Annotated in this window: 22 protein-coding genes; 16 read left to right on the top strand and 6 right to left on the bottom strand. The window is 41.9% G+C overall.

What is annotated here, in order from left to right:
• From R7041_RS01935 to R7041_RS01860, 16 genes are all read left to right on the top strand, one after another.
• The coding region (locus R7041_RS01935) for a hypothetical protein (protein WP_318128588.1) at positions 1-181 on the top strand (181 nt) is incomplete at its 5' end.
• A gap of 514 nt (positions 182-695) precedes the next feature.
• A complete protein-coding gene (locus tag R7041_RS01930) occupies positions 696-1217 on the top strand; it encodes a GNAT family N-acetyltransferase (RefSeq protein ID WP_005377075.1) in 522 nt (173 codons plus the stop codon).
• A gap of 104 nt (positions 1218-1321) precedes the next feature.
• The gene (locus tag R7041_RS01925; RefSeq protein ID WP_005377076.1) at positions 1322-1723 is read left to right on the top strand and encodes a DUF2007 domain-containing protein; all 402 of its coding nucleotides are present in this window, start codon (positions 1322-1324) and stop codon (positions 1721-1723) included.
• A 143-nt stretch (positions 1724-1866) separates the two neighbouring features.
• Entirely contained in the window at positions 1867-2475 is a 609-nt protein-coding gene (locus R7041_RS01920; protein WP_005389306.1) for a pyridoxamine 5'-phosphate oxidase family protein, read from the top strand.
• Positions 2476-2616: 141 nt separating this feature from the next.
• Positions 2617-3030 (top strand): RDD family protein, encoded by a 414-nt coding sequence (locus R7041_RS01915; protein WP_054575060.1) that lies wholly within the window; start codon positions 2617-2619, stop codon positions 3028-3030.
• A 143-nt stretch (positions 3031-3173) separates the two neighbouring features.
• The gene (locus R7041_RS01910; protein WP_053306980.1) at positions 3174-3737 is read left to right on the top strand and encodes a sugar O-acetyltransferase; all 564 of its coding nucleotides are present in this window, start codon (positions 3174-3176) and stop codon (positions 3735-3737) included.
• A gap of 253 nt (positions 3738-3990) precedes the next feature.
• Positions 3991-4536, top strand: coding sequence for a GNAT family N-acetyltransferase (locus R7041_RS01905; protein ID WP_064368477.1), 546 nt, complete (start codon positions 3991-3993; stop codon positions 4534-4536).
• Positions 4537-4678: 142 nt separating this feature from the next.
• Positions 4679-5272: an alanine--tRNA ligase-related protein gene (locus R7041_RS01900; protein WP_064368476.1), complete on the top strand. Its 594-nt coding sequence runs from the start codon at positions 4679-4681 to the stop codon at positions 5270-5272.
• A 186-nt stretch (positions 5273-5458) separates the two neighbouring features.
• The gene (locus R7041_RS01895) at positions 5459-5746 is read left to right on the top strand and encodes a putative quinol monooxygenase (RefSeq protein ID WP_005377083.1); all 288 of its coding nucleotides are present in this window, start codon (positions 5459-5461) and stop codon (positions 5744-5746) included.
• Positions 5747-5888: 142 nt separating this feature from the next.
• On the top strand, positions 5889-6185 hold the full coding sequence (locus tag R7041_RS01890; protein WP_033907479.1) for an antibiotic biosynthesis monooxygenase family protein: 297 nt from the start codon (positions 5889-5891) through the stop codon (positions 6183-6185).
• Between the two features lie 81 nt (positions 6186-6266).
• The gene (locus R7041_RS01885; protein ID WP_206949648.1) at positions 6267-6872 is read left to right on the top strand and encodes a hypothetical protein; all 606 of its coding nucleotides are present in this window, start codon (positions 6267-6269) and stop codon (positions 6870-6872) included.
• 97 nt (positions 6873-6969) lie between these two features.
• On the top strand, positions 6970-7323 hold the full coding sequence (locus tag R7041_RS01880) for a DUF1428 domain-containing protein (protein WP_005377096.1): 354 nt from the start codon (positions 6970-6972) through the stop codon (positions 7321-7323).
• A 129-nt stretch (positions 7324-7452) separates the two neighbouring features.
• The gene (locus R7041_RS01875; RefSeq protein ID WP_206949649.1) at positions 7453-8079 is read left to right on the top strand and encodes a LysE family translocator; all 627 of its coding nucleotides are present in this window, start codon (positions 7453-7455) and stop codon (positions 8077-8079) included.
• A 327-nt stretch (positions 8080-8406) separates the two neighbouring features.
• The gene (locus R7041_RS01870) at positions 8407-9033 is read left to right on the top strand and encodes a LysE family translocator (protein ID WP_206949650.1); all 627 of its coding nucleotides are present in this window, start codon (positions 8407-8409) and stop codon (positions 9031-9033) included.
• A 169-nt stretch (positions 9034-9202) separates the two neighbouring features.
• Positions 9203-9667, top strand: a complete 465-nt coding sequence (locus R7041_RS01865) for a DUF2846 domain-containing protein (protein WP_005377099.1) — start codon at positions 9203-9205, stop codon at positions 9665-9667.
• Positions 9668-9955: 288 nt separating this feature from the next.
• On the top strand, positions 9956-11662 hold the full coding sequence (locus R7041_RS01860; protein ID WP_206949651.1) for an autotransporter assembly complex protein TamA: 1707 nt from the start codon (positions 9956-9958) through the stop codon (positions 11660-11662).
• Positions 11663-11720: 58 nt separating this feature from the next.
• Here R7041_RS01860 and R7041_RS01855 read toward each other — a convergent pair whose 3' ends face one another.
• From R7041_RS01855 to R7041_RS01830, 6 genes are all read right to left on the bottom strand, one after another.
• Positions 11721-13172: a phospholipase D family protein gene (locus R7041_RS01855; protein ID WP_206949652.1), complete on the bottom strand. Its 1452-nt coding sequence runs from the start codon at positions 13170-13172 to the stop codon at positions 11721-11723.
• A gap of 101 nt (positions 13173-13273) precedes the next feature.
• The gene (locus R7041_RS01850; RefSeq protein ID WP_206949653.1) at positions 13274-15313 is read right to left on the bottom strand and encodes a carboxylesterase family protein; all 2040 of its coding nucleotides are present in this window, start codon (positions 15311-15313) and stop codon (positions 13274-13276) included.
• 210 nt (positions 15314-15523) lie between these two features.
• Positions 15524-17179 carry a hypothetical protein gene (locus R7041_RS01845; protein ID WP_064368471.1) on the bottom strand — a complete coding sequence of 552 codons (1656 nt, stop codon included), beginning with the start codon at positions 17177-17179 and terminating at the stop codon, positions 15524-15526.
• A gap of 302 nt (positions 17180-17481) precedes the next feature.
• A complete protein-coding gene (locus R7041_RS01840) occupies positions 17482-18837 on the bottom strand; it encodes an FUSC family protein (protein ID WP_206949654.1) in 1356 nt (451 codons plus the stop codon).
• 13 nt (positions 18838-18850) lie between these two features.
• Entirely contained in the window at positions 18851-19714 is an 864-nt protein-coding gene (locus R7041_RS01835) for an HlyD family secretion protein (RefSeq protein ID WP_005377105.1), read from the bottom strand.
• Between the two features lie 10 nt (positions 19715-19724).
• The gene (locus R7041_RS01830) at positions 19725-19937 is read right to left on the bottom strand and encodes a DUF1656 domain-containing protein (protein WP_005377106.1); all 213 of its coding nucleotides are present in this window, start codon (positions 19935-19937) and stop codon (positions 19725-19727) included.
• Positions 19938-20120 lie beyond the last annotated feature (183 nt).

Genomic DNA, 20120 nt, shown 5'->3' with positions numbered 1-20120 from the left:
ACCAGATAGAAGAACTTTAGTTGCAGCTAAAGTCTGGGTCTCACCTTACCCGATTGGAGTACTTATTATCCATACAAACTGTTCAAGAGGGATTCGCAACGCGTGGCATTTTTGCTATGCGTTGACTTTAGTGTTTAAGGTGGTAGGCGTTCGCTTCGGTAATGCGTTGCTCACACCTTAACAGGGCGTTAGCAATCAGGGAGAAATTGGAGTTGAGTGGTTATCAATCGAATTTAGAAAGTCAACTGAACATGCTCAGTGAGACTTGGAGTTCATTAATAAGTAACGGAATCATCAACGAAACAGAGTTAGTTCTAGAATTTAGTTACTTATGTCCAAATAAAGCATCAGCCATTCAACTAAACGATGCTCTCGAAAACTATGAGTGATTGATCAGAAGTGAGGGGTTTATTAACCGTTCATGGTTTGTTGAAGGATATTCTCACCCGACAACGGTAACCAAAGACATCCTTGCTCAATGGTTAGACTTTATGGTTACAAAAGGTTGGGAGTTTTAATGTACCTTTGATGGTTTTGGGGCTTCGTTTAGTTAAATTGCTAACAAACTGTTTAAGAGTGATTCGCAACGCGTGGCATTTTAACTGTGCGTTGAGCTCAGTGATTAAATCGGTATGCGGAAGGTTCGGTATTGCGTTGCTCAACTCCAAAAGGTCATTAATACTCAAAGGTCAAATATGGATATTTACCCAGAAATCGAGTTATCTAAAGCACAGCATAATGCAATTGAAGCTCTTAGAAACCAGTCGTTTCCTGAACATCAAGTTACTCGCTCTTACTATAAGCAACTCCCGCATATGAGAGTTCTGAATTACGAAGGTGATCAGTTAGTTGGTTACATGGGATTAGACTACAGAGTTGTTCGCGTTGGTGATGAAATTTATAAAGTATTAGGTGTGAGTGACTTTTGTGTCGAGAGCAAAGTTCAAAGACAAGGTATTGGCACAACAATGTTGTCTCAACTCAGCGAGTATGCGTCCACTAAAGATGTCGACTTCATCATTTTAGTCTCCGATTTGGAGCGTTTTTATGTGGCTAATGGTTATCAGCGCCTTAACTCTCTAAGTTCTTGGTTGCGCGTTCATGAACATAAAAATTACGGTGTTGCTGTAGAGCAACTAGATGATTTATATGTTAAACCTATCAGCGGCAAAACTTGGGCTGTTGGTCATATAGATTGGTTAGGGTATATGTATTAGTCTGTAGTGGGCTAATAAATTGTTCAAAAAGAAATACTACACGTGGCATTTCCAATTAGCGTTTCTTATACCTTACGGGAGCGCTTTCCCACAAGGAGTAATATGTGATTGTAGTAGCAAGGTTTTCTTTTCCTCATGAAGCTCATATTGCGAGAGCAAGCCTAGATAGTGTCGGAATAGAAAGTTACATCGCTGACGAGCACACGGTAAATACTCAGTGGCTTTATTCAAATGCAATTGGCGGCGTCCGTCTGATGGTGGCCGAAAGTGATGCAGAAGATGCGAAACAAATACTTAGTAGCGATTTCTCAGAATCATTGGGAAATGAAGTTGACGTTGATGAAGAAAAAGACGTTTGCCCTAAATGTGGTAGTAAAGATCTATTTGCATTTACAAAAGGTAAACGCCCAGCTTTCTTAGTTTTTATTTTACTGGGTTTTCCACTGTTTTTTTACAAGCATGGTTATAAGTGTAAGCAGTGTGGGGAGTTTAGTGAAAAACTTTAAATCTTTAGATAACAAGGTATTAAAGAGATAATTTGTACTCGTAGTATTTTTACGATGAGTTATGTCGAGTGCTTATACAAGAAGTCAGAGTTACTGCTTGCTTACAAGCAAAGCATTATACGATAGTGAAGGAATAACATTGAATGAGTGAAATTAAAACAATAGAGCAGTTAAAAGAAATTTACGCAGAGCCAAGTGCGAGAGCTAAAAATAAAGCTCTGCCTGTGCTGGATGTTCATGCGATTACATTAATTAATAATTGCCATTTTGCAGTTCTAAGTACCGCTGATTCACAAGGGTATATCGATCTTTCTCCTAAAGGAGGGGAGCCTGGCTTCGTAAAAGTTTTAGATGAATCAACATTGTTGCTCCCTGATAGCTCGGGGAACAATCGTATCGATAGTCTAAAAAATATCATTAGTAACCCCAAGGTAGGGTTGTTATTGATGGTAAATGGTATTGATGAAGTGCTCCGTATTAAAGGAATCGCAAGTATTCACACCGACGCCAACTTGATATCTGCTTGCCCCGATGGAAGTAAAGATCCTAAGGTTGTTATCAAAATAGTCATAGAGAGTATGTACTTTCATTGTGCAAAAGCGGTGATGAGAGGGAAACTTTGGTCTGATGACTATAAAGTAAATCGCTCAATTCTCCCTTCATTAGCTCAAATCTTTAAAGATCAACAAAAGTTAGAAAGTAAAGCGCTTAATCAAGAAGAGATGTTGAAATATTACCAATCTAGCCTTTAGAACATGCGTGGTAATATATTGAAAAGATAGAAAAATCAGGTTCGACCGTGCTCTGCGGAAGTATGGATTAGGTTTAGTGGGGATGTTACTGTCTCAATAATGTTAGTTCACCAATAAGCAATTGTTAGTCCAAATTTTAAAATGAAAAATGCAGAAAAATTTACTCTAGAAAATTACGTTTTGGCTAGTCCGGGAGCTAGGTGTGTTGGACAAATGATTGATCTTTTTGTCAGTTTTAGCATTTTTACTCTCGTTTTATGGGTCGGCTTAGAAATCGGTATTGAAAAAGAGCTTGTGCGCGCTACAGCAGTAACTGCGACTGTATCGTATTACCTTTTTTCTGATTGTTTACCAAATGGTCAAAGTGTGGGTAAAAAACTTTTGGGCATTGCAGTTATAAGTGCAAGAACGGGTAAAAAGTGCAATATTTTTCAGTCGCTCTTTCGAAATGTTATTACTCCATTCTTCGGTTTTATTGACTCAATTTTCATTCTTGGTAAAAAGAGGCAACGGCTCGGTGATAAGTTAGTGAGAACGGTGGTGGTAGTTCACTAACTTGTTGAAAAAATTGATAGCGCTGAGGACTTGGGTTCAAGTTGGGCTTTGTTTTCGTGGTGAAATAACCTCGTTTAGGTGGTAGCGTTACTCACATACTTAATGTAGCGTTGTAAGAAAATTGGTATTGGAGTCCAAGTTTTATGTCAGAAAAAGAGAAAATGTTAGCAGGTGAGCTTTATGACCCAAGTGATGAAGAGTTATTAAAGTTAAGGTTGAGCGCTAGGTTACTAACTGAAAAATTGAATGCGACCTCTGTTGAGCATAAACAAAAGCGAGTTGAAATAACTAAGCACTTGTTCGGCACAACAGGTGACGATATTCATGTTGAATCTTCTTTCAATTGCGACTACGGATCCAACATTCACGTTGGAGATAATTTCTACGCTAATTTTGGTTGTGTGATTTTGGATGTTGCGGAAGTTAAGTTTGGTGATAACTGTTTACTTGGGCCGCAAGTTGGCATTTATACTGCGACTCATCCCTTAGATCCTATCGAGAGGAACAGTGGTTTAGAGCTAGCAAAGCCCATAAACATTGGTGACAATTGTTGGATAGGTGGCCATGCCGTAATCAACCCTGGCGTAACACTTGGGAACAACGTGGTAGTAGCCTCTGGCGCAGTCGTTACAAAGAGTTTTGGAGACAATGTCGTTGTTGGTGGTAACCCAGCCAGAGTACTGAAGGAAATCGTCACTAAGCGATAATAAAGTATATGGACTATTTTGAGCCTGAGTTTAGGACTTATGATCAACTCACCCCAAGCTTTGATGCGTTCAACGGTTACTTGTTGACGCACTTGAATGTCTAAAATTTGCTTCAATATAGAGTCGTTACACGTGGCGCTTTTACCGTGCGTTGAGCTTGTTTAAAAGTCTCATACGAAATCATTTGTATTACGTGTCTCATACTTTTATTGGATTTTCGTCACCAATAACTAACCAAAAGGCTGACTCCTAAATGTTAGTAACAAAGATTGAAACGGAACGATTAATTCTAAGAGAGCTAGTTGAAGATGATGCAAGCGAATTGTTTGACATCTTCTCAGACCATGAGGTCATGAAATATTGGAACTCTGGCCCTTGGGTTTCAATTGAAGAAGCGCGGACATTTATAGCCAAGAGTACACAGGCCATGAATAGCAATACAGAAGTGACACTAGGCATCTTCCTAAAGAGCAATGGCCAACTTCTGGGTAAGATAATGCTGTTTAATCACGTGAAAGAGTCTAGGCGCGCAGAAATTGGCTTTGGCGTGAGTCGTCATTTCTGGGGTAAAGGCATGGTATTAGAGGCGGGAACTGCATTAATCGAACACGCATTCAAAACACTGAATCTACGTCGAATCGAGGCTGAGATAGATCCAGACAATGCTTCTTCAGGTAAAGTCTTGGAACGGTTAGGTTTTATAAAGGAAGGTTTCCTTAGGCAGCGTTGGGAAGTGAATGGAGTAGTCTCAGATTCAGCTATTTACGGGTTGTTAGCTAAACCCCTGGACAGCGTTTAGTACCCAGCCTTAAAAGCATCTAATAGATCTAGCCTGCTCGTACTCAATACACAGCCTTACACTTGACGGCGAGGTTTCTTGAATTGACTTGGTGGTCACTGAATGTACTATCAAGGATAGGACTTACTGCAAGGATAGCAGCATGAGCGAGAAATTATTTTGGGTTAATCCCTACCAAACAGAACTTAACTCAAGAGTGACCAATGTAGACGGAAATAAGGTTGAATTGGACCAGACTATCTTCTTTGCAGAGTCTGGAGGCCAAGAGAGTGATAAAGGAACGATTAATGGTATTCCGGTTTTGATTGCTCAAAAGTTAGGTGTTCGACTTATTTACACATTGGAATCCTCTCCAAATTTTACTCTTGGTGACATTGTAACTACGAGTATTGATTGGAAGCGTAGATACGCCTTAATGAAGCTACACTTTGCGGCTGAAGTGGTGCTCGAGATGTTTTATCAGCGTCGGGAAGGCATTGTTAAGATAGGCGCGCATATTTCTGAAAATAAGAGTCGCATAGATTTCGAGTGGTCTGAAAATATTGGTCCGTTATTGAAAGAAATTGAAACTGATGTGCAAGATTTGATTAACTCTGATTCAGTTATTATTAGTGACTTTTCCGATCAAGAGAGTGAAAGAAGGTATTGGAGAGTGGATGGGTTTGCGCAAGTACCTTGCGGTGGCACTCATTTAAAGCGCACATCAGAAGTCGGCCAAATTCAGTTAAAACGCTAGAACATCGGTAAAGGCAAAGAAAGGGTAGGGATAACCTTATGCTCGTAAGTCGATAGGGCATTAGAAATAGAATCCTAACACGTGGCATTTTAATTCATGGTGAGATTCACATTTGCGATATGATGGTTGAGATTGAGGGCGTGTTGGCTACTTCTTAACGAAAGGTTACAGGGGCGAGAGGATTATATGTCGAAAGTAACATTGAAAGGCTTTATTTTAGTTCCGGAAAAGGATTTAGAATTAGTAAAACATGCGTTAATAACTCACAAAAGGCTCACGTTAGAAGAGCCGGGCTGCCTTACTTTTCTTGTGACTCAAAGCTCGACTAATCCTTTTCGTTTTGATGTCTATGAAGAGTTCGTCGACAAAGCCTCTTTTAAGCAACATCAGGAAAGAGTTCAAGCCTCACATTGGGGAAAAGTAACTGCCAATGTTAAACGTCAATACGAAATCTTTGAATGTGTGCATGACTAATCGAATCGGAGTGATTTAGAGCGTTTACACTTTGCTTTTCAGGTTGCTCTACCTCTACTATGTTGCTTTATTCATCTATTAACCTAGCTTAGTGTTCCTGATACTTTGCCGTATTAAATCTAGAAATTTTAATGGAGGTGTTATGTTTAGAGTTGTGTATGAATGGCGTGTGCCAAGTGAAAAAATGGATGAGTTTCAAAATATATGGCGTTCGACGACAGATTCAATTCATCAGTCAGTAGAAGGGGCGCTTGGTAGTTTTATGCTTCGTTCTTACGATGTACCGGAAAAGGTTTTAACTATTGCCAAGTGGCGAACACGTGAAGACTGGGAGCGGTTTTGGGGAACTAGTAACCCAGAAAAAATGAAGAAGATGAGTGAAATTGCAGAGCGTATTTCAGTTGAACCATTCGATGAAATTGAAGATAGAACTAAGTAGGGCAATAGAAACGTTAAAGTGATGCCTAATGAACAGTTTGGCGGACAATATGAAAGACAACCTTAACCAAGGAATAGGGTTATGCAGATTTTAATCGTTGGAGGTAGTAAGGGTCTAGGAAGGTTCTTGGCTACGAACTTACAGGGTACAGAAATTTATGCGATTTCTAGATCAAAGCTAGTTGAGGAGGGAGTCGCTTCTGTTTGTATTGACGTTGATCCCGGTAAAAAGCCAGATTATACGTGCTTCAAAGGTGTAGAGTTTGACATCATAGTTTATTTGGCGTCGATGTGGGGAGAGTCTTTAGAATTGACAACAAACGAACTGATTGAGTTTATGAATGTTGGTCCGATTGGGTATCTTAATTTAGTCAATGAGCTTAACGCTTTAGGTTCACTTAACGATAAATGCAATATTGTATCTATTGGCTCTACAGCAGAGCTTTCAGAAAGTAGTGAATACCCTGCATTCGCCCTCAGTAAAAGATTACTCAAAGATATTTCTAGCCAGCTGCAAAACGTTTATCGTGATTACCGCTTTACTCACTTTACAATAGGTGGGATCGGGCATGCTGAAGAGGAACGTATTGAGTATTCGAGTGTTTTGGAGATTATAAATATGCTAACCAAGCTTGATCCAAACACATACCTTTCAAATATGCATATAAAGTCCAAGCTAGGAATGTAGCTCTCAAGCTGTATTACGTACCTGTTTCTATGGTTTGGCATCATGTGCATTCTTTTTATTGAGCTATGGTTATAACTCCAATGAAAGGAGTTTACTTATGTCATACATTGATGGGTTTGTCGCTGCAGTACCGACAGCGAATAAAGAAAAGTATATCGCACACGCAAAAATAGCAGCAGAAATGTTCAGGGAGTTTGGGGCCTTAAAGGTTGTTGAGACGTGGGGGAGTGAAGTACCAGATGGTGAGATCACATCATTTCCCATGGCAGTTAACGCTGAAAGCAACGAAACCGTTGTGTTTTCGTGGGTAGTCTGGCCTTCAAAAGAAGTTCGGGACTCAGGGTGGCAGCGGATCATGGCTGATCCTCGAATGAGTCCAGACAATAACCCAATGCCCTTTGATGGAAAGCGTCTCATTTATGGCGGATTTGATGTTATTTTGGAGCAGTAAAATACCAAAGAATCTCAACTCGATTCGTAACACTTGGTGTTTTAATCAGTATTACGCTTCTGATGTACGTTCAATAGAGTATTCCGCGATAAGTGTTGATAAAACTCCATTTGGAGGCTTAGAGTAAAAATGGAAGAGATAAATTATTCACTGATTGTCGTATCAGCTATCGCTGCCATCGTTAGCCCCGGACCTGCAACTCTTGCGATAGCAGGCACGTCAATGAACCACGGTCGACGCTTTGGAGGGTATTTGGCTGCAGGTGTTTTAACGGGGTCTTTATTTTGGTCAACCTCAGCCGCTTTTGGTCTCGCAACCATACTCTATAGCAATGTTTGGCTTTTTGAAATTCTTAGATATTGTGGGGCATTTTATCTTTTATATTTGGCTTTAAAGTCCGTACATTCTGCCTGCAACATCGAGCAGCTAAAGTTACCCAAAACATACGTAACGACAAAGAAGGGTAACTACTTAACCGGAGTGTTAATTCACTTAACTAACCCAAAGGCTATTCTGTTTTTTGGTGCGCTTTATTCGATAGGGGTTCCTCCTACGGCCAGTCCGTTGGAATTGTTGTCGGTCATTTTTGTTGTAGGGCTGGTTAGTGCTTTGGTTTTCTTTGGCTATGCTTTTCTTTTCGCGTATAAAAAGGTCAGGCAAACCTATCTCAGATTCAAAGCAGTTTTTGAAGGCGTGTTCGCGTTATTTTTTGGTGTGGCAAGTATTAAGTTGCTGCTTAGTGAGGCAGGAAAATGAAGCAAAAAAGGCTTGAAGAAATAAGAATAGATAATCTATCTGATTTGACGGTCTATTAAGTATACTAAGTAGCCGATTTGTTAACTTCCATAAGAGCTGCTGGCTAGAAAAAGCTTACAACCAAACGATGCTAAATATTATCATTCAAAGGGCTAACAAAGGCCCATAATTTAATTCGTATCACTGTTCATGATTGTGCTCTTCGCGCAGTGCTGTAGTATTAGTAACGTGTTGTTAATACTAAATATAACCAATTGAAACCTGGACGTTGCATTACTTGTAGTTCGATGAAATGTTATCCCGCAAGACGTTAATTTGGAGAAAAGAATGGATTCAAACTCACTATTATTATTTGTTGTCGCTTGTCTCGCTATCAACATGATTCCTGGACCTGATGTAATTTATATTGTTTCCAATACAATAAAAGGTAAATTATCTGCTGGGCTGAAAGCGGCTCTGGGGCTTGGTGTTGGTTACTTTTTTCATACACTAGCGGCATGTTTAGGTTTGTCAGCAATAATTCTGAGTTCATCTTTGGCTTTTAGCGTTGTTAAATGGTTAGGGGCCGCTTACCTAGTTTATTTAGGTGTTCAGTCATTACTGTCCATGTGGCGTGGAGAAAATAAAATCGTTGAAAACAAAAATGTTGATAATAATAAAAATGTGTTTGTTCAGGGGGTTATCGTCAGCGTCTTGAATCCAAAAGTAGCGCTATTCTTTCTCTCGTTTCTGCCTCAATTTATTGATACGTCTGCAAGCTCAACATCAATGCAATTATTAGTACTTGGCTTGCTGTTCAGCGTACTTGCGACGACATGTAACGTTTTGTACGCCTCTGTGGGTAATTGGGTATTTAGTCGTCCACACTCTCAGCGTTATTCAAGAACTCTTGAAGGTGTTTCAGGTATTCTACTTATCAGTCTAGCGAGTAAAGTGGCATTTAGTGATCGTTAGATACAGGGCATTTTATTCTCGTGATTATTATATGGCTAATGTTTGCTCAATCTATACGCTAAATGAGTGCTATTGCATAGGTTGAATCACAAATTTCAAAAATACCAATAAGTGAACGTATTTATTTATAGTATGGTTGGCGCGATTTTATCGTAGCTAGGTTAATAACATGAAAAATAAAGTAATTCTGTGTTCCGCATTCCTTTTGGGTTTGTCAGGTTGTGCTTCTGTTCCTACTGTTGATTCGACAGTATCAAATCAAATGAAATCATTTGAAGCACCTCAAAAGGGGAACGCAGGGATTTACATTTACCGAGAAGATGCTTTTGTCGGAGCAGCGCTTAAAAAGTATGTTTACGTCGATGGGGAATGTATTGGTGAAACCGCTCCTGGTGTATTCTTCTACCATGAGGTCGAAGGCAATAAAGAACATCAAGTAAGTACAGAGTCTGAGTTTTCTGAAAATCACTTAACTATCTTAACGGAAGAGGGCCGTAATTATTTCGTTAATCAATACATTAAAATGGGTGTATTTGTTGGTGGTGCGGGCGTAGAACTCGTAGACGAAAGCAAAGGTAAAGCAGAAGTACTAAAAGTCGACATGGCAGAAAAAGGAAACTGTTCTTCGATCTAGTTTTACAAACAGACCGCTTTTTAGATTAAAAAACACATTATCAATGTAACCCAACGCTTGATGAGATCCATTCAGCGTTGGGTTTTGTATTTTTGGCAAACAGTATACCTATTTCAGACCGCATGATTTGCCACCTCCTAGCTTGAGCCCACTTATTGTTCAAAGAATCTACTTGTGAAACGTGAATTTTCGAGAGGATTTCGTAGGGAGCAATCCTACAAACGCGATTAACAGATATGCCATTCCATCATTAACCTTGTCGAGTGTATTGCTAAACTAGGTAGCGGTGTGTCTCCTCTCATTAAACAAATAATAGGTATATCAGTTTTAGCTTCTATACCTTTACATCATGCACTCGGAGCGCAATTTAAAATCAAAGGGCTAACACCAATATTAGAGAAAAATCTTGAAAGTCACCTTACACCACTAACGAAACTCTCTGTTTCAAACATTACCTCAAATCGACTAACGCAGATGGTTAATAATGCGTTAAACCCTTATGGCTACTATCATTCCGAGCTCAATGTTCAGAGATCAGAGAATGATCTCATCACGCTTGAGGTTGACGCGGGGGAGGTTATGTTGGTCAAAAAATCTAATATTGCTGTGTCGGGAGAGGCCAGTAACGATCAAGATTTCATCGAACTAATTAATCAAGCTCAACTTAAACAAGGGCAGCCGTTGCTTCATTCTGAGTACGACACGCTAAAGCGAAACTTGATTTCATTGGCTCAGCAAAAAGGTTATTTAGATGGACGTTTTATCGAATCGTCTTTGGAAGTCATTCCAAGTTTGAATCAAGCCCATGTGAATCTGCATTTCTCTAGTGGTTCTCGTTACCAATTTGGAGAGCTCTCTGTTCTTACGTCGGGTATCGAAACAGCACGAATAGAAGCGATGAGAACGTTTGAGCGGGGCGACGATTTTGACACTGTGAAATTGAGTCAATATCAGGCCGATCTCTCCAGTACTGATTGGTTTCGCAGTGTGATTGTGAAAGCGGATTTCGAGGAGACATCCGATGGTCATAAGGTGCCGATAGAAGTGCTCGCAGAGCCGAATTCACGTAATATTGTGCAGGTCGGTGGAGGGTATTCGACAGACTTGGGATTGCGCGCTTCGCTGAACTGGACCAAGCCTTGGTACAACGCACGTGGACACAGTTTTGAGGCACAAGCGTACGCTTCCAAACCGGAACAATCGCTATTACTTGGTTACAAAATTCCCACACAAAATGTTCTAACGGATTACTACGGGATTCAGTTTGAATCTAAGCATGTCGACTATCGAGACACATCGAGTTTTTCTAATGATTTATCGTTTGAAAAACACTGGCAGTTAGACAGTGATTGGCAAAGCACCATGCACGTTCGTTATTTGCAAGAGAGTTATCGACAAGCGTCGGAGAATAACGAATCACAGTTGTTATTACCTGGGGTGACATTTTCACTGCTTGATCGCAAGAACGATCAATTAGAAGTAAATCACCGTCACGTCTACTCATTGGAATACTCGGACCCCAATTTTTTCTCCGATTCTCGTTTGCTGCGCATTGAAGGCAACAGTGTGCTGTCGTGGGATATTAGTGAAAAACACAAGTTTCACTTTCGTTCCAATGTCGGTATTAATGTCGCTGACACTTTGAGCGATATCCCATCATCATTACGTTTCTTTGCGGGAGGTGACGGCAATCTTCGGGGTTATGGTTATGAATCCATCTCTCCGAGAGACGAAAATGGCGATTTAACCGGTGCTCGTTACATGTTTACTGCTGGGTTGGAATATCAATATCAGGTCTACCGCCAATTGTGGCTTGGGGCATTTTATGATGTTGGTGATGCCTTCAACGATAGGGTGGATTGGAAAAGCGGTACAGGGCTGAGTTTGATATGGAATTCAAAGTATGTGCCCGTCAAAGTGGACTTTGCTTATGGTTTAGATGCTCCTCAAGGAGACCAATTCCGCGTTCACTTTTCGCTAGGCACGCAGTTTTAGCGGGACTTAAAAAGGCTCTCATCCTTGCAGATAGAGAGCCTTTTTAAGTCTTGATTGTTTAGAGTTCGAACTCACCATTCAGTTTCTTGAATATCCAGTTAGGCGCCTTATGCCATCCACCATAGTTTGGATTCTTAGTATGGATCTCATTCATTGATTGCCACTGAGTTTGGCCTTGTCTATCTCGAGATACTCGCCAAAACAGTTCATCTTGTTGTCGGGTTAAGTAGTGCATGACATGTTCTGCAAAGGCTTCGCTTTGGACCAACACACCAAATTCCACATTGAGGAAATCCGATCTTGGGTCGAAGTTTGATGAGCCGATATAAGTCAGCCGATCATCGAGTATCACCGTCTTGTTGTGATAATAAGTATCCGCATGGAAGTAATGGTCATCATTTTTCGCTTGGTTTTTGTACTCAAGTATATGAACGCCCTTATCCAACAAAGTTTGGCGATGCTCCTCGTAATAAGCCGGAATAAAGCCAGAATCATTAGATGCAGACGAGTTCGTCATTAACGTGATGTCCGCTTTTTGCTCCATCAAGGTATCAATAAAGGCAAATTCACCATCACTTGGTACCACATAAGGCGTTGATATTACTGCTTTGGGTGCAGAGGTTATTTGTTGCCAAACTTGGTGTTCTGCACGTTTTCTAAAGTAGGGTTTGTTGTTTTCTAACTTGTTTAATGAGTCGAAGACGGGGGTGACTTGCGCAGTGATGAAGTCGGGACTGGTCAGGTGTTTAACCTGTTTTTCAACTTCAGCCAGAATGATGCTTTTGTCTTTCTCACCTTTATTAAGCGCTTTAGTAAACGCGGAATAGTTTGGGGTAACTTTAACGATGTTTTCTATTGGCCTGACATGCTCGCTGTTCCAAAGTTGTTGGTAGTTCTGGTCGAACGCTCGAATAATGCTGCCTTTGAACAAGACGTCCATATCAAAGAAGTTCGCTTTGCGGCTGTAACCAAAATAGTCGTCGCCAATGTTACGTCCACCTAGAATCATCCATTGATGGTCGACGTTGAAGTACTTCTCGTGCAGACGATTGTCCAAACGTTGTTGGTGAGTAGAGAAGTTGACGGCGCGACCAATCCAACCTGACTTACGTGAATCAAACGGATTGAATAAACGGATTTGAATGTTGTCGTGAGCGCTGAGATCAGCAAGCCATTTCTCGTTAAACACTAATAAGTCATCGAGAGTGAGTCGAACTTGCACACCTCGATCTGCTGCTTGTTTGAGTTCATTGAGTAGCATCAAACCAAGTGTGTCACTCTCCCAAGAAAAGTAAGTCATATCGATGCTTTGCTGAGCATTTCTTACCAGCTCAACACGACGAGCAAAGGCTTCTGGAGCGGTAGGAATTAAGTAAACTTCGGCTTGATGCTGAGTAGTTTGCCAATTGGCTTCAAAATCCGGTTCTACTTGAGGGTAGGGCTGGGCACAACCAACCAACAGCGCGCCGAAGATAAAGAGTAGCAGGGCACGAAGGGCGTTAGGAAACATGAGTAAACCTTCCTAATTATGTTCAAGGAATAAGGATGAAAAAAGCCAGCGAACTGGCTTTTAGGTATTCGGTAACGAGTTTTTAGTGACTGAAGATGACGTTACATGTGACTCAGAATCAGCCCAAGCTCCTCGAGACCGTTGAGGCGACCTTGGCGCAGTTTTGGATCGATGCCTGAGTGATGAGCATTGTCCCAGTCTTGCGTGGATTGAATGCCGCCATCGTTATCGATCAGCAATACTCGGTCAGTCGCACTGCTGTATTGGAAGTCCTCAAATAAACGTTCGCTAAACCACATACGAGAGAGTTCGTTCATCATTGCTTTGTCTTTGCTACCTGGACGAACACTTGAACCATCGAGTTTTAATGCTTTATTAAACACAAATGGTAATTCCGATGCATTGCAAGCGCCCACAATACAACTGATGCTTTTGAGTAAATCGCCAACGTCGAGATCGCCATTTTCACCTTTGGTGTTGTAAGTCCATACGTTGAATCCAGGTTTGTAGTCAAAGTAGTAGAAGCTTGGCGTTGCTCCTGTTGCTTCTTCAGTTGAAACTTTATGACGGTTTGGACCCGTGAAGAGCAAATCATGCAACGTGGTTTTGAATTGCTGCATGTTTTTGGACGCGCCATTCAGTTCGCTTTCATGGTTAGGGAAGAAGTCAGCCAGAGCAAGTAACTCCGTGGTTGAATCGGAGTTCCCCAAACCGAAGAACAACTTAGTCATCGCCTCATAAGCGGTGCTAGGTAGCAGTTCCAATAAGTCAGAAAGATCGAGTTCAATTGAAGCTGAATCGTTGAGTAATGAACGATATTCGGTGCGTAAACGGTTTAAGTTCGTTTCCGATTCTAGCCACTCCACCATGTATTCGACGATTAAGTTTTCGTCACCACTTTCAATGATTTCTGGCGCTTCTTGGCTCAAGATTTCAATAATAGTTGGGATCAAAAATGTCAGGCTCGGCAGCATGCCCAGAGTATTGCTTTCTGCACTGTTTGAGCCAATTACCGTCGGTACGATCCATTCACTCTCAATGGCTTGCTCAGTAAAGTGATAGCCTGGTACTTCTTTCACAAGAAACGCTGGTGGGCGATGCTCGATGTAAGGCGCAAATGGCATCAACGTAGATAATGGGCTGTTGTCGCGTGTTGGACTGATAACCGGAATATTCGCGGCGGTCAGTACCCAGTTCTTAAGACGTTGAATAGGATCAAGCATCTCGCTTTGTACCTTCATGATCTCTTCAAGTGGTAGTAACGCAAGATCTTCAACGCTTTGCTCTGGTCTTTGGCTCTTGGCAACATCGTAACTTTTATATTCAAAGCCGTAAGGGTTGCTTTGCATGATGGCACGTTGAAAGTGCTCACCTGCGATTGCAGCATCGCCTTTTGATTGCTGTAAAATTCCCACCGACATGGCACCTGCACCTTGACCCATGAGTGTCACGTTTTGCGGATTGCCGCCGAATGCCTCTATGTTTTGTTGAACCCATTCAAGCGCGTGTTTTTGATCGCCTAGACCAAAGTTACCGCCCTCTGGGTTGTCCAAACCATCGACCCAAACACTGCCCAACAAGCCCAAGCGATAGTTAAAAGTAACTGCAATAAACGGGTTACCATCGTCAGCACCTTGTGCAACCACCATATCACCATGAATCAGCGGTTCTGAGCCCGAGCCGTATTCAAAGTCTCCACCGTGAATAAAGACATACACTGGCAAATCTGCGTACGCTTCTGTCCCTGCTGGTCGCCAAATGTTTAGGTTCAAACAATCTTCTGATTGCGTTTGTGCCGTGGTTTTTAACTGCGGGCACGCATCACCGAACTGAGTCGCATCAATATCGCCTTCAAGTGGGACCGCAATGCTGTGCTGAAAGCGGTCTGCTTGCGCAAATTGGATACCTTTGAACGCCTCTACCGCTGCCAGTTTTTCATCCGCATCAAGAGGCGTGATGACAAGGGACTCTTTGGTCGCTTGAATGGTTGCATCGCCAATTTCCAAAGCGATTTGCTCTGGTGGTAAGGGTTGTAGTGGCTTCGGGCCGTTAGGAACGCTAGGTTTACCAGAGTCATCACTGCAAGCTGCTAAGGCAAGAGTGATGGTAATGGCTAAAGTTGAGCGATTGAGTAAAGTCATTGTTATGTCCAAAAAGTCATTTGGTGCGTACACCGAAAATGTTAAACGGCATCTAACAAGCGACGTCCTGACGCTTTGGCATTAATCCGTGAATGGTTGGATGGCTTGTTGTATTGATGGCTCAAATGGTAGGACATCGGCGACAGTTTCAGTAATCGCCTTTGTAGGATGCAGTCCTACCATCGTATAGGGGCGGGCTCTTTCTGAGAGCTAGAAACGGTAACCAAGATTTAAGGTCACTGACTCTCGAGTTTCCCCTTTGTTATAGAGAAAGGTCAGGTTGTAGTTTTTGCCGATTTGCTTATTGAAACCAGTCAAAAACGCCCATTGATTAAGATCTACACCAATGTCGTAATCGAATTCGATATCACCGCTTTTTACATGCCCGTCCATTCGAGCGTCCAGCCCTTGATATTCTGCTCCGACAAAGAACTGCGTGCGATAATCGACAAGTTGATAACCCAACATCGGCTGTACAGTAACAATACCATCGCCCCAATCATCTAAGCCCTTTAAGCGAGTTTGCGAATAGGTACCAGTGACAGAAGCAAAGAATTCTTTATAGCCAACCGAAAGGGTTGTACCTATACCACGAAGGTCATATTCCAAATGCAGCGGCACGTCTAGGCGTCCGCGACTACAAAGTGCAGATAAACCATCGCAAAACTTATCACCTAATCCTGGCAGTTTATCGTTCAGCTTATCTTTTATGTACTGACCACCTTCACCCGTGTAAGCGGCATTAACATTGGCATCGACATTAACTTTCCCGATGTAACCAAATACATTCCAAAATGGCAGGATGTTTACATCGCCACGAAGCGTCATGCTCTCAGCACTGACGATGCCGACACTGTCTTCTGGATCAAACAGTTCATTAAGGCCGATGCCTTCAATCGTGAAATCATTAAATGGAATATTCATATCTTGATTTCGATACGCTAGCGACACACCAAACGGCAGAGGCAAATCGATACCTTGACGACGAACCATATCACCCATTAAAGGAAAAACTCGGTCTAGCTTAACACTGGCTTCTTGCATGCGTGGATCAGAGACCTCATTCAAGCGTTTTTCGTCTAGTACTTGCACGCCAAGCTTATCTTCATAAATCGCTACCGGTTTTACGCTGCTCATCATTTCGAGGGGTTTATTTTTCTTTGAACCAACTATCTTGGTGTTTTTACTGGCAATCGCAATTTTGCCTGATGTTAATTTCTGGAAGAGGATCTCTTGATCGTAAGAATCCACTTGGTAGTTGTGATGTGTGAACGGTTTATCGTTGGTAATGACCATACGTTTCGGTTCACCATTAACCAACTCAATATCAACGCTTAAAAAGCGAAAGTAGGCGATATCTTGAGGAAGACCGTATTTTGAGTAATTAAAACTGATGATCACATTACCATTCTGATCCTCTTTGGCTCTTACTGATGACGGATCAAAACTCTCCGCGTAGTTTCGAAGGCGGTATTCTGTTCGTGTGAAAGCTTCGATCTCATCAAGTACTTTTTCATTTTCATCGAGTTGTTCAGGGTTGTACTTGATACGCAGATCAATGTTGCCTTTGTTATCGGTGTTCTTAACCAAGTAGACGGACGAATCGCGAACGCTATCACCGATTTTAACACTTCGGTGGGCATGCTCGACCAAATGCTCGCCTTGAACTAGAGAGCTGATGGCCAGTTTTGGTAAATCATGACTGATACCGTATTTGTCGAACAGCGCTCGGCCTTGCTCGATTACTTCGTTGTAGGTCGTCGTCTCTTCAGCGGCGAAGCCAAAAGTGGGGGTAGTAAGCATTAGTGCGCTCGCGAGCACAGTAAGAGAAGACGTCTTGCCGGCGCGTAATTCAAAAAAACTCATGACAGTTTCCACTCTGAATAGTCTCAAACCTTCGAGACTCAGACAGTTAATGTGTCACTGAACTTCTTGTTCAGTTAGATAGATGTGTTTGCTGTGATTGACGTTGTGAATGCGGAGTTTTCGATTGCATTTCGTGAATCAATGAGAGGATTTTATGAGGTGAAGAGAAATACCGTTAATCGCTTTTGATGGATACTATCCTCGCTTTATGGGTTACGGAGGAATAATGGCTAGCTCACAAACAAACAGCCCCGCATAGCAGAAGCAATGCAGGGCTTTAGTTTCAAGAACGGAGGTGACGCTTAGACCGTAACGCGAACACGAAACAGATCAGTAAACAACTTGGCAATCATCAAAATGATCATAATGTTTACCAGCATCAGCAAGGGCGTTTCAATTCGATACGCTGGGGTTAAATTGAGCGCTCCTGATGTCAAGACAACCAATAAGTTAATACCTAGAATTCTGTGTACCATCAGTTTTGGTGTGGAAAACACCTTCCAAATTACGATGATGTTGATGAAGTAGAATAGCCCAAGCTGCCAAAGCTCGGTCATCATTGGCATTATGAAAATGTATTGCAATAGAATCACCGTGCCAGTGCCTATCACACCAAAAAATGCATCTTTAATAATGCTTGGTGGCATAGTAGGAACGATTGAAGAGAACACGCCTGCTAGCATCGGAAAAATGAAACCTCCGGGTACGGGCAGATAAATCCAGATCAACAAAGAAGTGACGAACATGGATACACCTTGCAATACCTTTCTGCCGTCTTCATTCAAATGCTGGATAAACGTTCGATGCTCGTGATGCCAAACCGTGTTTTTCTCTCTTTGCATGACATAAGCAACGTGACCAATGAGCGACGTACTTGGATTTTTAATATCAAAGCTTTGAAGTTGCTGCGTTAGCGTTGGCCAATCGATCTCACGACTTTGCGATTTATCTGCTTGTTCTAGCAATCGGTCTTGGATTTGTGCCATCTCATTTAAACGCGCACGCCATAGCTGACGATGTTCTTTCAAGTGGTAGCTGCCAGTAAGTGGTAAACCGACCAGTTGGAACAACTTTTCTATGTTGGCGCTGTTGGTCTCAAGAGCTTCAGTATCTATATCATTGGGCGATTTCATAGCGTTAAGCATCGCCTCTCTGCTGGTCTCAAAACGTTGAATGAAGTTTTGTTCTGTACTGACTGGCCAGACTAATCGGTACACAAAAGAAAACGTGATCACACCAAGAATAGTCTCTTGCATGCGAAGAACAGCGAAGTGGAACGTTGCTTGACTATCAAATCCTCCCATACATGCGATGATGGAGCACACAGCAAAACCGATAGAGAACACATAACCATACTTTTCGTCGCTCGACATAAAAATGCACGCACCTAAAAACAAGGTGAAGAAGGTGAGAAACAAAAAGCGATCTTGAGAAAACGTCGTGATGAGGAAAAAGGCATAACCGATGCCAAGGAGGGTTCCTAATAAGCGATTATGACCTTTGTTTATCGAGTGAGCGAAGCTTTCATTTAATGCCATTACCGCGACTGCGATCGCTGCCCAATACGGTTTCTCCCATTGAAACCATAAGGCAAGGCAGATCGCGATAACGATAGACAGCGCAGCTTTGATTGCTTCTTTGGTTGAGGCATTAAACATACATTCCACCGCATTATTGTTTGATGATTTTGATAGAGGCCGTCATACCAACACGTAGTTGAAAATCTTTCGGTAAGTGATCTAATTTAACTTTAATTGGAATACGTTGAGCCAAACGAATCCACTGGAAGTTCGGATTGACGTTTGGCAGGAGATCGTTGCCTGTGCTGCCATCTTGCTTTGCGATACCGTAGCCGATGCTTTTGATTTTTCCTTCCAACACAGCTTCATTGTGCATCATTAAGGTCACGTAGGCTTTATCTTGTGGATCAACGCCAACTAAATCCGTTTCTTTGAAATATCCTTCGATCCAAAAGCTGTCTTCATCAATCAAAGCCACGACTGGGGAGTTAGCGACGACTTGAGAGCCGACACGTAAGTTCAAATTAGTGATATAACCATTCGTTGGCGCATAAACTTTTGTGTAATCAAGGTTTAGCTTGGCTTCTTCAACATTGGCTTTCGCGAGTTCTACGTTGGCAACGGCTGTCTCCACCGCATTGTCTAGGTTATTCAATGTCAGTACAGGTACAGCGCCAGGTGTGCGCTTTTCTAACTTAAGTGCTCGCTGCTCTTCATTTTTGGCCTTTGCTAGTAATGCAATGGCTTGCTTTTGAGCTGCTAGCGCTTTGTGGTACGCCGCTTTATAGATGCTTGGGTCAATCTCAAACAGCAAATCGCCTTGTTTCACTTGCGAATTGTCTTCGACGTAGACTTGGATGATTTGTCCTGTTACGCGGGGGGTTATAGAAACGATGTGCGCGCTAACTTGGCCATCTCTAGTCCAAGGGTTGTCAGAGTATGATTGGTAGTAGCTGAAAATCACGGTGCCAGCGGAACACAGTAATAGCAGTGTGATGAGATAACGTTTTATCACGGAATTTGCCTCAAAATATGGTAATGAATCGACCAATAACGCCAGTAAAAATCACAATTAGGCTTAGCTCAGCGAGCGCAGGAAATGCAACGTATTTGTGGAGTCCCAGTTTTGTTGCAACGGTTCCAACCAAAATGGTGAGCATGTAAGCCAATGCAATAACCAGCAACAAGGGAGGGAAGTAAACTTCGCCCCACACAAGTTCATGTGGCATTGAGTTCATGGTGTTTTTCTCTATTAACTTGATGAATGTAAAGATAAGGCAAGTGATGGCATCAGTGATAATCGCTTTTGTAGGATCTAATCCATCAAGAGAAAGGTGTTATGCGCTATATAGAGGGAATAGCGCAACAAAGTAGCTTTTTGGACAGTGAAAATAAAAATAAATTTATTTTCCAATTTATTT

The sequence above is a fragment of the Vibrio sp. 1751 genome (assembly GCF_033339895.1).
GTDB classification, from domain to species: Bacteria; Pseudomonadota; Gammaproteobacteria; order Enterobacterales; family Vibrionaceae; genus Vibrio; species Vibrio alginolyticus.
This window is presented reverse-complemented; position numbering and strand designations above follow the sequence as displayed.

Coding starts and splice junctions, on each gene's coding strand:
- R7041_RS01910 (WP_053306980.1), top strand. CDS start 3,174: ATGTCAGAAAAAGAGAAAATGTTAGCAGGTGAGCTTTATGACCCAAGT.
- R7041_RS01830 (WP_005377106.1), bottom strand. CDS start 19,937: ATGAACTCAATGCCACATGAACTTGTGTGGGGCGAAGTTTACTTCCCT.
- R7041_RS01920 (WP_005389306.1), top strand. CDS start 1,867: ATGAGTGAAATTAAAACAATAGAGCAGTTAAAAGAAATTTACGCAGAG.
- R7041_RS01840 (WP_206949654.1), bottom strand. CDS start 18,837: ATGTTTAATGCCTCAACCAAAGAAGCAATCAAAGCTGCGCTGTCTATC.
- R7041_RS01890 (WP_033907479.1), top strand. CDS start 5,889: ATGTTTAGAGTTGTGTATGAATGGCGTGTGCCAAGTGAAAAAATGGAT.
- R7041_RS01905 (WP_064368477.1), top strand. CDS start 3,991: ATGTTAGTAACAAAGATTGAAACGGAACGATTAATTCTAAGAGAGCTA.
- R7041_RS01845 (WP_064368471.1), bottom strand. CDS start 17,179: ATGAGTTTTTTTGAATTACGCGCCGGCAAGACGTCTTCTCTTACTGTG.
- R7041_RS01915 (WP_054575060.1), top strand. CDS start 2,617: ATGAAAAATGCAGAAAAATTTACTCTAGAAAATTACGTTTTGGCTAGT.
- R7041_RS01855 (WP_206949652.1), bottom strand. CDS start 13,172: ATGTTTCCTAACGCCCTTCGTGCCCTGCTACTCTTTATCTTCGGCGCG.
- R7041_RS01875 (WP_206949649.1), top strand. CDS start 7,453: ATGGAAGAGATAAATTATTCACTGATTGTCGTATCAGCTATCGCTGCC.
- R7041_RS01885 (WP_206949648.1), top strand. CDS start 6,267: ATGCAGATTTTAATCGTTGGAGGTAGTAAGGGTCTAGGAAGGTTCTTG.
- R7041_RS01895 (WP_005377083.1), top strand. CDS start 5,459: ATGTCGAAAGTAACATTGAAAGGCTTTATTTTAGTTCCGGAAAAGGAT.
- R7041_RS01900 (WP_064368476.1), top strand. CDS start 4,679: ATGAGCGAGAAATTATTTTGGGTTAATCCCTACCAAACAGAACTTAAC.
- R7041_RS01865 (WP_005377099.1), top strand. CDS start 9,203: ATGAAAAATAAAGTAATTCTGTGTTCCGCATTCCTTTTGGGTTTGTCA.
- R7041_RS01870 (WP_206949650.1), top strand. CDS start 8,407: ATGGATTCAAACTCACTATTATTATTTGTTGTCGCTTGTCTCGCTATC.
- R7041_RS01880 (WP_005377096.1), top strand. CDS start 6,970: ATGTCATACATTGATGGGTTTGTCGCTGCAGTACCGACAGCGAATAAA.
- R7041_RS01930 (WP_005377075.1), top strand. CDS start 696: ATGGATATTTACCCAGAAATCGAGTTATCTAAAGCACAGCATAATGCA.
- R7041_RS01850 (WP_206949653.1), bottom strand. CDS start 15,313: ATGACTTTACTCAATCGCTCAACTTTAGCCATTACCATCACTCTTGCC.